General features: G+C 53.6%; 11 protein-coding genes. 7 read left to right on the top strand and 4 right to left on the bottom strand.

Annotated elements, in window-relative coordinates:
* The first annotated feature begins 163 nt into the window (after nucleotides 1-163).
* The 6 genes from AC1MDT_RS22795 (at nucleotide 164) to AC1MDT_RS22770 (ending at nucleotide 6,806) form a co-directional block, all read left to right on the top strand.
* Nucleotides 164-1,039, top strand: a complete 876-nt coding sequence (locus tag AC1MDT_RS22795) for a nucleotidyltransferase domain-containing protein (RefSeq protein ID WP_480419056.1) — start codon at nucleotides 164-166, stop codon at nucleotides 1,037-1,039.
* Nucleotides 1,039-1,701 carry a Cap15 family cyclic dinucleotide receptor domain-containing protein gene (locus tag AC1MDT_RS22790; protein ID WP_480419055.1) on the top strand — a complete coding sequence of 221 codons (663 nt, stop codon included), beginning with the start codon at nucleotides 1,039-1,041 and terminating at the stop codon, nucleotides 1,699-1,701. The genes AC1MDT_RS22795 and AC1MDT_RS22790 overlap by 1 nt, the downstream gene beginning before the upstream one ends.
* A gap of 81 nt (nucleotides 1,702-1,782) precedes the next feature.
* The gene (locus AC1MDT_RS22785) at nucleotides 1,783-3,054 is read left to right on the top strand and encodes a hypothetical protein (RefSeq protein WP_480419054.1); all 1,272 of its coding nucleotides are present in this window, start codon (nucleotides 1,783-1,785) and stop codon (nucleotides 3,052-3,054) included.
* A gap of 1,167 nt (nucleotides 3,055-4,221) precedes the next feature.
* The gene (locus AC1MDT_RS22780; protein ID WP_480419053.1) at nucleotides 4,222-4,746 is read left to right on the top strand and encodes a hypothetical protein; all 525 of its coding nucleotides are present in this window, start codon (nucleotides 4,222-4,224) and stop codon (nucleotides 4,744-4,746) included.
* Nucleotides 4,747-5,267: 521 nt separating this feature from the next.
* A complete protein-coding gene (locus AC1MDT_RS22775) occupies nucleotides 5,268-6,551 on the top strand; it encodes an S-type pyocin domain-containing protein (protein WP_480419052.1) in 1,284 nt (427 codons plus the stop codon).
* Between the two features lie 15 nt (nucleotides 6,552-6,566).
* Nucleotides 6,567-6,806: a pyocin S6 family toxin immunity protein gene (locus tag AC1MDT_RS22770; RefSeq protein ID WP_480419051.1), complete on the top strand. Its 240-nt coding sequence runs from the start codon at nucleotides 6,567-6,569 to the stop codon at nucleotides 6,804-6,806.
* Nucleotides 6,807-6,899: 93 nt separating this feature from the next.
* Here the strand turns inward: AC1MDT_RS22770 and AC1MDT_RS22765 are convergent, their stop codons facing one another.
* Together AC1MDT_RS22765 and AC1MDT_RS22760 are read right to left on the bottom strand one after the other, a co-directional pair.
* Nucleotides 6,900-7,106, bottom strand: a complete 207-nt coding sequence (locus tag AC1MDT_RS22765; protein WP_480419050.1) for a hypothetical protein — start codon at nucleotides 7,104-7,106, stop codon at nucleotides 6,900-6,902.
* Nucleotides 7,107-7,319: 213 nt separating this feature from the next.
* Complete coding sequence (locus tag AC1MDT_RS22760; RefSeq protein ID WP_480419049.1) at nucleotides 7,320-7,880, bottom strand: YbhB/YbcL family Raf kinase inhibitor-like protein; 561 nt, start codon at nucleotides 7,878-7,880, stop codon at nucleotides 7,320-7,322.
* A gap of 139 nt (nucleotides 7,881-8,019) precedes the next feature.
* Between AC1MDT_RS22760 and AC1MDT_RS22755 the strand changes: the two genes are divergently transcribed.
* Nucleotides 8,020-9,543, top strand: a complete 1,524-nt coding sequence (locus tag AC1MDT_RS22755) for an FAD-dependent oxidoreductase (RefSeq protein WP_480419048.1) — start codon at nucleotides 8,020-8,022, stop codon at nucleotides 9,541-9,543.
* A gap of 244 nt (nucleotides 9,544-9,787) precedes the next feature.
* Here AC1MDT_RS22755 and AC1MDT_RS22750 read toward each other — a convergent pair whose 3' ends face one another.
* Entirely contained in the window at nucleotides 9,788-11,293 is a 1,506-nt protein-coding gene (locus tag AC1MDT_RS22750; protein WP_480419047.1) for a YdgA family protein, read from the bottom strand.
* Between the two features lie 281 nt (nucleotides 11,294-11,574).
* Nucleotides 11,575-12,210 carry an NADH:ubiquinone oxidoreductase subunit N gene (locus AC1MDT_RS22745; RefSeq protein WP_480419046.1) on the bottom strand — a complete coding sequence of 212 codons (636 nt, stop codon included), beginning with the start codon at nucleotides 12,208-12,210 and terminating at the stop codon, nucleotides 11,575-11,577.
* Between the last annotated feature and the right edge of the window lie 69 nt (nucleotides 12,211-12,279).

The following is a 12,279-nucleotide window of genomic DNA, read 5'->3' as shown; positions in this document are numbered from 1 at the left end:
GGCCATAGACACACAGCCAACGACTTCGTAACCTACCTGCAGGTCTTGTCGCTTTTCTCAGATGCCATTGTCTCGTCTTTAACCAGCAACTCAATTGGCTCAAGAGATTACGAAAGTACAAGGAACGTTATACGACGCAGTTAACGATTTCAAAGGATAAGCAATGAGCCTAGAAAATAAATTGTCCGGATGGACTGGTCCCTCTAGTGATACCGAGCAAGATAAGCAGGATAGAACGGAGCGAATGATTCGCCAAGCGATAGGTGCACACGAACCTTTCAACAATTGTTCGTTGAAGGTTTATGCGAAAGGTTCTTACGCTAACAACACAAATGTGCGTTCAGATAGTGATGTAGATATAGCCGTGGAGTGTACTGAGGTTCTATATTGGGAGGAATCTGAAAAAGGGGATTACACGCCAGGCGAACCATATGATGGAATTTGGACGCCTGCAAAGCTGAGAGCCGAGCTTCTTTCAGCTATGAAGGCAAAGTTTCCCGGGCAAGTAGACTCCACGGGAACTACCGCAATACAAATAAATTCTAACTCATCGCGCGTGGATGCTGATGTCGTCCCATGCTTTAGCTATCAATATCACATGAGCCATGAAACAAGAGATGGGACTAGAATATTTAAGACGGATGGCAGTAGCATTGTTAATTATCCAGCTCAGCAGATGGAAAATGGTATAGCTAAGAACAAACGCACTGGAGGCTCATATAAAAAAGGGGCTAGACTTTTAAAACGAATTGAAAACGCAATGGCAGAAGATCATATATTTCGCGAATTGCCATCTTTCTTCATGGAATGCCTAGCCTATAACTGTCCAGACGCTGTATTTTCCCATTCGACATGGACGGAATGCCTCAGATCTATGCTTTTTCATATTTGGGATAATCTTCAAGGTGATGAGCCGGACTTCGGGCGCTGGGTAGAAGTGAATGAATGTTTCTACCTGTTCCACTCAGGTCAAAAATGGACTCGTGAAGATGGACGCGAGTTCTCAAAAGCAGCTTGGAACTATTTCGGGTTCAAATAATGCGCAATGTGACATTGAAAAACTCGCTGTATCTGCTAGTCGGAACCTCAGCAATCGCTTGGTTTTCGATCGCTTACTTTAGCGGACTGAATCTATCAAAGGTGCTAGACTTTTTTGGGCTTATTCCAAAAGTGGTCAGCGTCGATCTTTTGGTAATAGCAGTGTTTGTTAAATGGGGATGGAAACTCAAAGTATTTAGAGGATGGCTTGTTCCATTTCCGGATTTAAACGGAAGCTGGGTGGGCTTTATTTATTCAGACTGGAGAAATCCAGAGACGGGTGAAAAACCACCACCCATACCCGTTTTGCTGACTGTGAATCAGTCGTTCTTCCACATAAGCTGCATGATGCGTACAAGTGAAATGGAAAGCTCTTCATATTCTGAGGGGTTTCTTATTGACCCTGACCGACAGATTAAAAATGTAGCGTACACCTTCACTAGCAGGCCCAGACTAAGTTTGAACGAGCGGAGTATTCCCCATGACGGATCAGCAGTATTCCAGATCATTGAGAACCCAAAACAAAAGCTAGTTGGTAGATATTGGACGGAAAGACTAACAAAAGGTGAAATAATTCTTAAATATCACTCAAAAGACCTTTTAGATGAGCTTCCAGAAGATTTGGGCGAGCATCCCGTAACAGAAAATGAAAACCGGCGCTAACGAAGCGATGCAATCGTAATTTCAACCATAATCCAAGTCAATGCTTACGCTACTCGCTACGGAGTGCCTGATAGGGATAACATGTTAATCGACGAATATAAATTTTTAGCAAAAAACAACTACCACTTGCAATTTACCGAGATTGAAATTTATGGCATCTCCTCTTCACAAGAAATTGCGTATCGGGGAACAGGGGCAATTAGCAGGGGAGTCGACTCCCGCCTGACGATTACGATTTTTACATCCCCAAACTTTTTTTTTGAGGAAGAAAGAGCGGAAGTATTTCGAAAACTCCGGGAGGGCCAAGTAATATCTGAGGAACTCACGTGTAGAATGAAAGCCAAAGACCAACTAGGGCGATGGTGGGATGTTTGCGAAATATTTATTACAAACATAGTCAACGATGAGTCACATTCAACAGTAACCGCTGAGATCGACACGTTTATTTTGAAAACCCCAAACGATAACGCTGACGCCATCGGTGAATCGATAGTTGAAATTATAACGGTACACAACGGAGATCTGCCACTTCAAATAAAACAGCAGGATGGAAATAATTTTGAGTGGGGCGTGAACTTTACAGCTTCTGATCTGTCGATAAAAATAACAAAGTTCATATCACACACCAAGATCGCACTACATAAGAACGGTGAGATCGATCGATCTCAAATAGATGTTTTGCTTGAAGCAATTTCGATATGTAGTGGTCGAGTAATAGTCCCTTTGCTGATGTCTTGGCAGGACGAAGAACACTTTAACTTAGAGGTTTCTCATGGTGAAGCCGATGAAAATCGGCTTCCGTCGATACTGGACGAGCTATCCGCTTTCAATATTGACAACTTCAAACTATTTTTAGAATGCTACCTATCAGAATTCAACTCGCCATATGGAGCAACTTACGCCGCTTGGCATCGTGCATACCTTGCATCCGGCGCTAGCATCGAAATTTCTTCATTGGCACTGTGTACGGCGATTGAAGGAATTGTTAAATACCGTTTCACTGAAGCTACTCCAGTCAGTTCTGATATTGACGACAAGCTTATAAAAATTGGAAAAAACATCAATACTATAGAGTCAGAGGACTGGATAATCGAGTCAATCCTTAAACACCTCGATCGAATAAGAGAGTCTAAACCCACAATTAAAAAATCTTTAAAGCATTTCGCACAATCTCACAACATATCATCAAAACAGATACAAAGATGGGAGTCATTGCGAAATAAGATCACGCACTTTGATCTCTTGGATGACTCCCCAAAAGAAAACGAAAAACTCCTCAACGATAATAAGACTTGTCTTATTATCTTATTCAAACTAGTTGCGCACTCCGCAGGATGTAAATTGACAAACTAATATACACACCCTCTCAATTACTGCTTGATCAATAATGAAGAAGGAGTTTTTTATGCTCCCTAACACTCGAGAGTTCTTTGCAACCGTCAGCGATCCTCATGGTTACCAGAGTGCTCAAGCCGGAAGCCAGATGGTTTGTTTGTCATCATGAGTTGCTGGTTTTGGCCTAATGCGACCACCGATTTAGACGCTGCTGCAACACCTAAAGGCTTGTTACACACCATATACCAGAAGAGTGGACGGGGTGTAACACCCAACAAAACCTAACAAATTCATGAAGATAACGACATTCGTATCACCTGCAACACCTGTAACACGCCTTTTCGTCCCCCCAACGCCCCATAGGTGATCGCGCCGTCAGCGAAAGCAGTACTGGATTGGTATCGACTAATACAAAACTCGAACGGTCGCGGCTAGGTGGGTGCCGTAACCAATAACGGATAGGTGACTGCGGCACCAAAATCCGCTGGGACCCAGGAGGGGTTCATTAAGTACGGGGTCGGAACCCCGCGAGCTCAGGGGGCTGGCCAAAGAAAAAATTCGGTTAACAGTTAACTCAGGTTAACAGCCACCCAAATTGTGCCGGGGGCCCCTGAGGAATTACCCTCGACACGGGGCGAGTAACCCGCCGGACTTCGTTAGCGGACAAGTACTCAGCTTAGTGAACAGGTGAACCGGGTGAACCCAAAGTTCACCAGTGCAATTGCACAAGGTGTTGAGAGATCGCCGGGGCCCCTGAAGACTTCTGAAGGACACGGGGCAAAGAACCCGCGCGTTCGTGTTAGCGGCTGGATTTTTTAAGTTAGTTGACAGGTTGACGGAGTTGACTCGGTTGACCAACGCCAAGCGTGCGTTATCAGCAACACAAAGGGGCATCATTACCGACACAGTAACGATGCCCCTTTTTCTTCATGATCCTTTCAATTTCAACGTTTGAAATTTCAGTAAGCTGATGAAACTGTCGCTACCAAGATCTCGCGGGTTTCCGACCCCGTGTAGCAACAATTCTCCCAGGGTCCCCGGCAGCTTTCAGTAACCCGGGAGAGAAAGCTTAGAGATATCTCCTTTCAGTTATGCGCAAACCCATTGTCCATTAGGATTCTGATGGGCACCGGCATGGGCGCCGCCACAGACCCAAGTACCATTAGGGTTCTGATGAGCACCAGCATGGGCACCGCCACAGACCCAAGTGCCATCTGGATTCTGATGCGCTCCAGCATGGGCACCACCACAGACCCAGGTGCCATTCGGATTCTGATGAGCTCCGGCATGTGCACCGCCACAAACCCAGGTGCCATCGGGATTCTGATGGGCGCCAGCATGGGCACCGCCACAAACCCAGGTTCCATCGGGATTCTGATGGGCACCGGCATGGGCGTCACCACAGACCCAGGTGCCATTCGGATTTTGGTGTGCTCCGGCATGTGCGCCGCCACAGACCCAAGTGCCATCTGGATTCTGATGGGCTCCAGCATGGGCACCGCCACAGACCCAGGTGCCATTCGGATTCTGATGGGCACCGGCATGGGCGTCTCCACAGACCCAGGTGCCATTCGGGTTTTGATGTGCACCTGCATGGGCTCCACCGCAAACCCAGCTACCATCTGGATTCTGATGGGCTCCAGCATGCGCTTGACCACACACCCAACGGCCATCAGGGCTCTGATGGGCTCCGGCATGACCAGTCGCTGACTTGTTATCCATAGACATATTTACCATTCCATTTGCAGGTGGAGGATCGCTGATAGCTGCTTTCCATTCGACGCATATTCACCGCGCCTTATTTGAGGCTAAGCCACCACCGCACAGAACACCACACCTCCAGCTCTTTGCTTGAGCTGGCATGCTACGGAATGTTTATAAAGCCAACCTCAGCATCCGGCGGCATGTATGCCCAAGTGTATGCCTAACCAAAACACAACTAGCTAAGCCCTTACAAGCCGGGCCCCACAGCGCTCGGTTCAAACGACGCCTGGTGCACCATACGCAGAAATGAAAAAGCCTCAGGCCTTATGGGTCTGGGGCTTTTTTGTGGGCGTTGTCTCAGGGCGCATAGCTCGATACTCAGTTGTTCGGTTAAACCGAACAACTGAATCTGCAAAATCATCAGGCCCAATCGACCAGCTCGGACAAATGCCGCAAAACTATTTTTTGCCCGGCGCGCTTCACGCTCTCCAGAATGCCTTCCCGAGGACTTACCCAAAGGGAACGCCATGCGGTTGATAAGGAGTGTCGACAAGGGCCTCGAACAAACCGAAAGCCCCAGCACTGCAGCCCAATTGGTGACCGACGCACTGATGCGAGGTCGCCACAACATCGAAGGACCCGCTAATTTTGGGAGTCATTCCCGCATTAGCAGCGACAGCGAAATTGTCGAAGCCGTCCGCCAGGGTGATTTGCTGTTGGTAAAGGAACGTTTTGCCAGCTCGGGCGGTGGCTTCATGGCGAGATCAGCGCCAGCGCCTGAACCGGTCTACATCCCCCCAAAAGATCCATGGCCACAGACCAAGCCTCGCGACGATCAGGTCTTTGCCAAATCTTGCATCCCCGATAACTGGTGTAGCACCGACGCCGGTACCGCTCCGGAGCCGGCTTCGAACTTCGGCAAGGTAATGGTCGCGGGCGCCATGCTTTTTCCGTCGGCCAGTACCGCCGTAGCGACGGCACTCGGCGCCGATCTGGCACTAGGTCGCATGGCCGGTGGCGGCATCCTGCAACAGCGTCTCAATTGGGCAATACGCGGTGCGGGCGGGCCTGCCAGTGTCTTCATACTGGGCATGCTCCCGACCAAGATGGGCGACGGCACGCTTCATACCGACACTCAGTTGCGCAGCATGACCCATGCACCTACCCGTGTGCGTTTTCAGTTTCGTCGTGATGCTGAGGGCGCATTACAGGTCTACGGCATCCACACCACCGCGTCAGGTGATGACACGGTGCGTACCGTGCAAGCCACGTGGAACGTCGATAAAACCGCCTTGGAGGCCAAGCTCAACGGCATCACTATTCTATGGACGCCCCAGCGTGGGCCACTGGGGCAGATGCCGCCGCTGATCTACCCCGACAGCAGCGGCGAACAGCTTGGCACCATCCTGGTACACCCGATTCCGGACAATAGCGACAGCCAGATAGAAGGCCTCCCCGGCGAGGACATCACCACCGATGACTGTATTCTGGTCTTCCCGGTAGATACGGGTTTGAAGTCGCTGTATGTGGTGTTTGCTCGGCCTTTTGGCGGCGACTACAGCTACCATCCCGCTCCTAAAACACTGACGGCCTTCCCAGACGCCACACGCGCAAAACAAATGTCGAGCGTCCAAGGCGGAGGCAAAAAACGAAGTCGTTGGAAAGATCGCAAGGGAAGAATTTATGAATGGGATTATGAGAACGGCAGAATTGAACTCTACGACAAGCAAGGCAAGCATTTGGGAGAGTTCAACCCCGATACGGGCGAACGTACAAAGGGTGCTGAACCAGGGCGAACCACATCAAAGTGATATCGGAGAGCAATAATGTTTTTAGAGATTACGGGCTTTCTTGCAGGCGACAATGAAGACGATTCGATCAAATTTGAGTTCGACGTAAGTCCTGAATTTGAGCAAGCGGTTATGGACGTATTGGGTTGGGACAGCTTAGCGGCGGAGGCTAATGGCGAGCTTCCATTAACCGGCGGCCAGGTCCAACAATTAGAAATTGCGATCCAACAGTCATTACCGAAAGAATTGGAGCTATTCATCGGTGTACGGGCATAGCAGGGGTTAATAGCGAAAGTTCGACGAGGTGCGCACCCTCACCAGACCGATACGCGCCAGGTAGTGCGCACCACTGAACAAACAGCGCCTCGTTCATTCCGTCGTCCAGTCAAACTCGTCGTAGTCATCGTCTTCGTCGTCCTCAAACTCTTCATCATCAAGGACGTCTTCTTCAAGCGCTTCTTCTGCCTGCTTCGCCAGAAGAAACTCCTTACGACTCTCAGTCACAGCTCGCCGTAATTCCTCACCCTTGACCGGGCAGTTGAGCATTTGGGCGATGCGGTCGATTTTTTTCGCCATGGATCCTCCAACGCATCGGCTATAGCCCGATAGTGCGCGCTTTCAGGGGGCGATGCCAAATTGCCGAGTGCTTTTATTCTCGGTTTTTCTTCAGCTCCTTGAGCAGGACATGCGGAGAAAAGGACATGGGAGCTGACCTCAGGAGGAAATTGATCCATTCATCCCCTGAGGCGGACAGCCCCGTCGATTCAGGTCAAGACCGCTGAAAAAACCTCAGCGGTGATAACGCCGCACCACGCTGCTGTTTTTCAACACATGGCCTTTGATTTTTTCCAGTAGCTGCGCGCGGGTCAGACCGGCCGGCAACGCGTCCGGTGCCAGGTCCAGGGCGTAGATCTGGATGACGTAGTGATGCGCACTGTCGCCGGCCGGCGGGCAAGGGCCGACATAGGTCGTGGTGCCTTTAGTGTTCGTACCCCCCAAGCCTTCGAGGCCCGGTTTGGCGCCGACGCCAGGCTGGATCTGATGGGTCGTGGCTTTGATGCCGTAATGCACCCAGTGATCGACGCCCTGACCTTTCTGGCCGTCAGGATCGTGCATCACGATGGCGTAGCTGAGTGTACCCGCCGGACCGGCGTTCCAGTTCAGCGCCGGTGATGCATTGTGCCCGCCGCAGCCCGGTGCATCACTGGCGGCAGCTGATGTGAACAAACGGTCATCCGTAACACCTGGGATGTTCAGGGTGAAACGCTCCTGGGCCAGCGCGGGCAATTGCACGCAAAGGGCGACTGCAACCGCTGCCAGCCAAGGTTTCAACGAGGTCAATCGGGTCATACCGGAACACCTTTTGCGGGTGGGGCCGTGGTCGGCGTGCAAACTATAACTGGACCGCTCGCGCCTTGGCAGCGGGATTTGGCTGAACCTCGGGATAAGGGCCAAACTCTTAAGTGAAACGCCTGCCTGGAGAGTGATCATGACACTGTACCGCGTCGCCCGTTTCTGCGATGTACCCGAAGACCGAGGCCTGGAAGTCCGGATCGCGGACACCAAAATCCTTTTGCTGCGGGTCGGCGATCAATTGCGCGCGTATCAAGGCGAATGCCCCCACGCCGGGGCGCCACTGGCCGAGGGTGCGCTGTGCCATGGACGCTTGATTTGCCCATGGCATAAAGCGGCGTACAGGATCGAGGACGGTGCACTGTGCGAGCCGCCAGCGCTGGACAGTCTTCAGCGCTATCGGTTGGAGATCCGCGAGGACGAGGTGTGGGTCGAGGATCAGCCCATGCACGACGCCCATGCCCCGCCAGCGGACGATGATCGGACCTTTCTGATCATCGGTGCTGGCGCCGCAGGTACAGCGGGTGCGGCGGCGCTGCGGGAAAAAGGCTTCGGTGGCCGGATCGTCCTGATTGACCGTGAATCCGGCGCCGGGTACGACCGCACGGTCTTGAGCAAATTCGTAATTGCCGGGGAGATGCCGCTGGAAGAAGTCCCGCCACTGCGCGATGAAGGCTTTTATCACGAGCAGCGGATCGAACGAATAAACGCTGAAGTGACGAGCCTGGATACCGCCAACCAGACCGTGCAGTTGGCCGATGGCCAATCGCTGAGCTACGACGCTGCCCTGCTCGCCACCGGTGGCACGCCCAACCCTCTCACGTTGCCCGGTGCCGATTTGCCGCAGGTCTTCCTGCTGCGTTCAAAGGCGCAGGCGCAGCAAATTCTGAACGCGGCGAAGCCCGGCCAACGGGCCGTGATCATCGGCGACAGTTTTATTGCCCTGGAGTCAGCCTCTTCCCTGCGTCAATACGGTTTGGACGTCACCGTCCTGGCTCGCCACGCGGTGCCGTTTGCTGCGCAATTCGGCGAAGCCGTCGGCAAGGCGATTCGTGCCCTGCATGAGGCCAACGGCGTGGTGTTTCATACCGATGGCGAAGCAGCGCAGATCGAAGGCACCACCAACGTCGAAGCGGTTCGGCTGAATAATGGCCAACGTTTAGCGGCAGATTTGGTGTTGGTCGGTATTGGCGTCAGCCCGGCCACCGACGCGTTTGCCGATCTGCCCATGGAAAAAGATCAATCATTGACCGTCGACGGCACAATGCGTGTGACCGACGGGCTCTGGGCGGCGGGCGATATCGCCACCTTCCCCCTCAACGGCCAGCCCCAACGCATCGAACATTGGCGCCTGGCACAGCAACAGGCGCGGATCGCGGCGGCGAATATGCTCGGCGGCGACGAGCACTACCTCGACGTGCCCTACTTCTGGACCTGGCATTTCGGCAAAAACTACGACTACCTGGGCCACGCCGAAGTCTGGGACGAGGTCGAGTTCAAGGGCGACCCTGACCACCCGCCCTTTATCGGGCTGTTCGGCAAAAACGGTGTAGTGGTGGCGGCGGTGGCCTGCGATGAAGAGCGGACGATGGCCCTGCTCGCCGAGCGGATGAAACAGCCGCTGCCGGTGGATGAGGCGTGGCGGCTGATACGTGGTTGAACAGGGTGCCCATTTTTTATGGGTCGCTAAGTTAATGCCGATCAGTCAAGCCAAAACACGATCCGTGTAGCAGCTGACTCGGCTTTGTTGCCTGGCTTTCCGGTTCTTCCAGATGATCCAGCGCTCGCTCCACCAACAAATGCACCCCATCGGCCCAGCGGCTGAGCGCCAGGATGACCCCAGACAGCAAAACGCCCGGCGCCTGTAATACACAGAGGCCGGGCGTCAGCTGTAAGCCGCCGTTTTACTGGACCGTGACACTGCCGCCGAATTTGCTCATCAGGAAGGTGACAAACTCTTCGACGGTCATCTTCTGGCCGTTGAATTCCACCTGATTGTTGGCGTAGTGCAGTTTGGTGACGACGTTGTTGCCGTCCAGTTTTGCCAACTGCGAACCGACCGCCATGCTGCTGAACATATCGGCGGTGGCGGTGGCCTGATCGGCGATGACTTTGGTGTCGGTCTGACCGGCAATTTGCGACTGCACGCTCAGCAGGTCAACGAGCATGGGCTTGGACACTTGCACATTGATGTCCAGCAGCGCGATCAGCTGTTGAGTCAGCAGGTCTGGCGGCAGGTCCATGGATTGCGGTTTGGTCAGGTCGAGCACCAGGTTGGCGCGACTTTCACCGCTGGCAGTGGTGAACGACAGATTTTCCAGAGCCACCTGCGGACCAGCCGCCAGCAGTGTCTCCAGACCGGTTTTCACCTGCGCCTCTTCGGCCGGGGTCAAGACCAGCTCTGGCGCCGGTTGACCCGCGGCGGCGGCCTCGGCGGCGGCCCTCTCGTAGGGTTGCAGTTTGGTCTGGTAAATTTGCATCAACGACAGGGTGGCCGGGATGTCGAGATTTTTCAGGCTCATGGCCATCTGCGCAGAGCCGACCGTCTTGCCGTTCAAGGAGATTTCGCCAACTTTGTAATCGGCACGCCCCGAAGCGCTGGTGCCCGACTCCTCGGTCTGGTTCTTCATCTCGAATTTCTTGATGCCCATCACCGACTGCTTCGGCCCGAAGGTGGTTTTGCTGTCGGTCAGCTCGAGGGTGTTTTCGCCGGTGTAGTAGCCGTAGGTACTTTTTACCAGGTTGCTGGCCACGGTCAGGCCACTCAATTCGACTTTAACCGGCGTCTGGTCTTCAGCCACGGTGCTCAGTGTCAGGCTGTCCATGTAGCCGTCGGCCTTGACCTTCTGTGCTTGAGGGCTGGCAGCGACGTCGAGGCTAAGGCCGGAGAACTTCAGGTTGGACTTGTCATCGAGCGCGACGTCCAGCGGCAGCAATTCAAGGGTGCCGTTGGTGGAATTATCGTAGCCAATGTTGACCACGCCCGTGAGCGGCGATTTGTCCTTGGCGGCAGCGAACCATTTCTCGGTGATCGGCGTTTTTTCCAGCTCGTAATGACTGGTGGCCATGACCGGCAGCAGCTTTAGCGACTTCAGGCGCGAGAACGGCAACGGACCGTGTTCAACGTGATCGACAAACAGCAGCTCGACCGGTGCCTCGCCGAACATTTCACCTTCGCCCTTGAGGCGGTAGTGCGCGGTACTGCTGAAAACATGACGCTCCAGCGACACCAGCTCCAGCGACGCCGTGCCGTTGGACCCGACCAGCGCGGCCTGCAGCTCTTTGTTGGCATCAGCGATCGAAGTGTTCAGCACGCCTTCGAGTTTGGTCCCGGTGTACCAGGCACCGCCGGCGCTGATCGCACCGATGGCGACAACAATTCCTAGAAGTACGCCTGCTGATTTATTCATGAATGACCCGTTCAATGTCCGTTGTTGAAGGTGTGGTGGTCTTCCCTGAACCCGTGACGGGTTACGGCTCGACTCCGCTTAAAGTGGGATGGAGATTAGCACCCGGCGCGCAGGGCGGCCCAATCATTAAAGGTTAAAGAGTGTCTTTGGACTGTGCGTGGGGATTGAGCGTTTCGGCGGTCATTAGATCGCCATCGCGAGCAAGCTCGCTCCCACAGGTTCAGCGCGGCCCCTGTGGGAGCGAGCTTGCTCGCGATGGCGCCAGTCCAGGCAACATCGATTCAAGAGTATTGGACTTCGATTTCATCGAGCTGATGATCAAAGCTTTTCAGCCGCGCGGTCCACGTATACACCAGCACTTCGAAATCCCGATTGATCACCGCCCCGCCCATCACTTCCGAACGCGGGTCGCAGACGTCCAGTTGATAGCGCTCACGGGCCATGGCGGTCGCAACATCGGACAGTTCGCGGGCGTTGTTGAGCCAGTGCCGACCTTCGTCGGCCACTTGCTTGTCCAGCGCCAGGCACTGCTTCTTCAAGGTTTCGAGGCTTTTTTCCAGCGGTGTGCCGGTGAGTTCGCCCATCACTTCCTGGAACGTGCGCCCCGGTTGCCAGTAGCTACCCCAGAAATATCGATCGAACACCGTTTCGACACGGCGCAGCGCGACCTTGGTGTCCCAGATCAGCACCAGGGTCTTGCCTTGTTCGAGTTGTCTTTTTTTGATGCGCTGGCCCTGGAATGAAGACCAGGCGACCACCACGATAGCCATGACGGCAATCAGCGCGGTGGCACTGTCGAGGAACACCAGCGCCTTGTCGATCTGGTGGGCCAGCATAATGCCGTAGAAATAGGTGGCCGACAGCAATACCAACGCTGCAATAGCGCACCAGAAGCCGGGAGCATAAGGGTTTTTCATTCTTGGAATCCCCATGACCAACGCGAGCCTTGATTGATGAGACCGACGCGCGACCTCATCAATTCAAAG

It is taken from the genome of Pseudomonas sp. ASL7, assembly GCF_056680375.1.
This window is presented reverse-complemented; position numbering and strand designations above follow the sequence as displayed.

Excerpts from the sequence above, each read along its gene's own strand:
- AC1MDT_RS22745 (WP_480419046.1), bottom strand. The coding sequence starts at position 12,210 with ATGAAAAACCCTTATGCTCCCGGCTTCTGGTGCGCTATTGCAGCGTTG.
- AC1MDT_RS22795 (WP_480419056.1), top strand. The coding sequence starts at position 164 with ATGAGCCTAGAAAATAAATTGTCCGGATGGACTGGTCCCTCTAGTGAT.
- AC1MDT_RS22770 (WP_480419051.1), top strand. The coding sequence starts at position 6,567 with ATGTTTTTAGAGATTACGGGCTTTCTTGCAGGCGACAATGAAGACGAT.
- AC1MDT_RS22785 (WP_480419054.1), top strand. The coding sequence starts at position 1,783 with ATGTTAATCGACGAATATAAATTTTTAGCAAAAAACAACTACCACTTG.
- AC1MDT_RS22775 (WP_480419052.1), top strand. The coding sequence starts at position 5,268 with ATGCGGTTGATAAGGAGTGTCGACAAGGGCCTCGAACAAACCGAAAGC.
- AC1MDT_RS22780 (WP_480419053.1), top strand. The coding sequence starts at position 4,222 with ATGGGCACCGCCACAGACCCAAGTGCCATCTGGATTCTGATGCGCTCC.
- AC1MDT_RS22750 (WP_480419047.1), bottom strand. The coding sequence starts at position 11,293 with ATGAATAAATCAGCAGGCGTACTTCTAGGAATTGTTGTCGCCATCGGT.
- AC1MDT_RS22765 (WP_480419050.1), bottom strand. The coding sequence starts at position 7,106 with ATGGCGAAAAAAATCGACCGCATCGCCCAAATGCTCAACTGCCCGGTC.
- AC1MDT_RS22790 (WP_480419055.1), top strand. The coding sequence starts at position 1,039 with ATGCGCAATGTGACATTGAAAAACTCGCTGTATCTGCTAGTCGGAACC.
- AC1MDT_RS22755 (WP_480419048.1), top strand. The coding sequence starts at position 8,020 with ATGACACTGTACCGCGTCGCCCGTTTCTGCGATGTACCCGAAGACCGA.
- AC1MDT_RS22760 (WP_480419049.1), bottom strand. The coding sequence starts at position 7,880 with ATGACCCGATTGACCTCGTTGAAACCTTGGCTGGCAGCGGTTGCAGTC.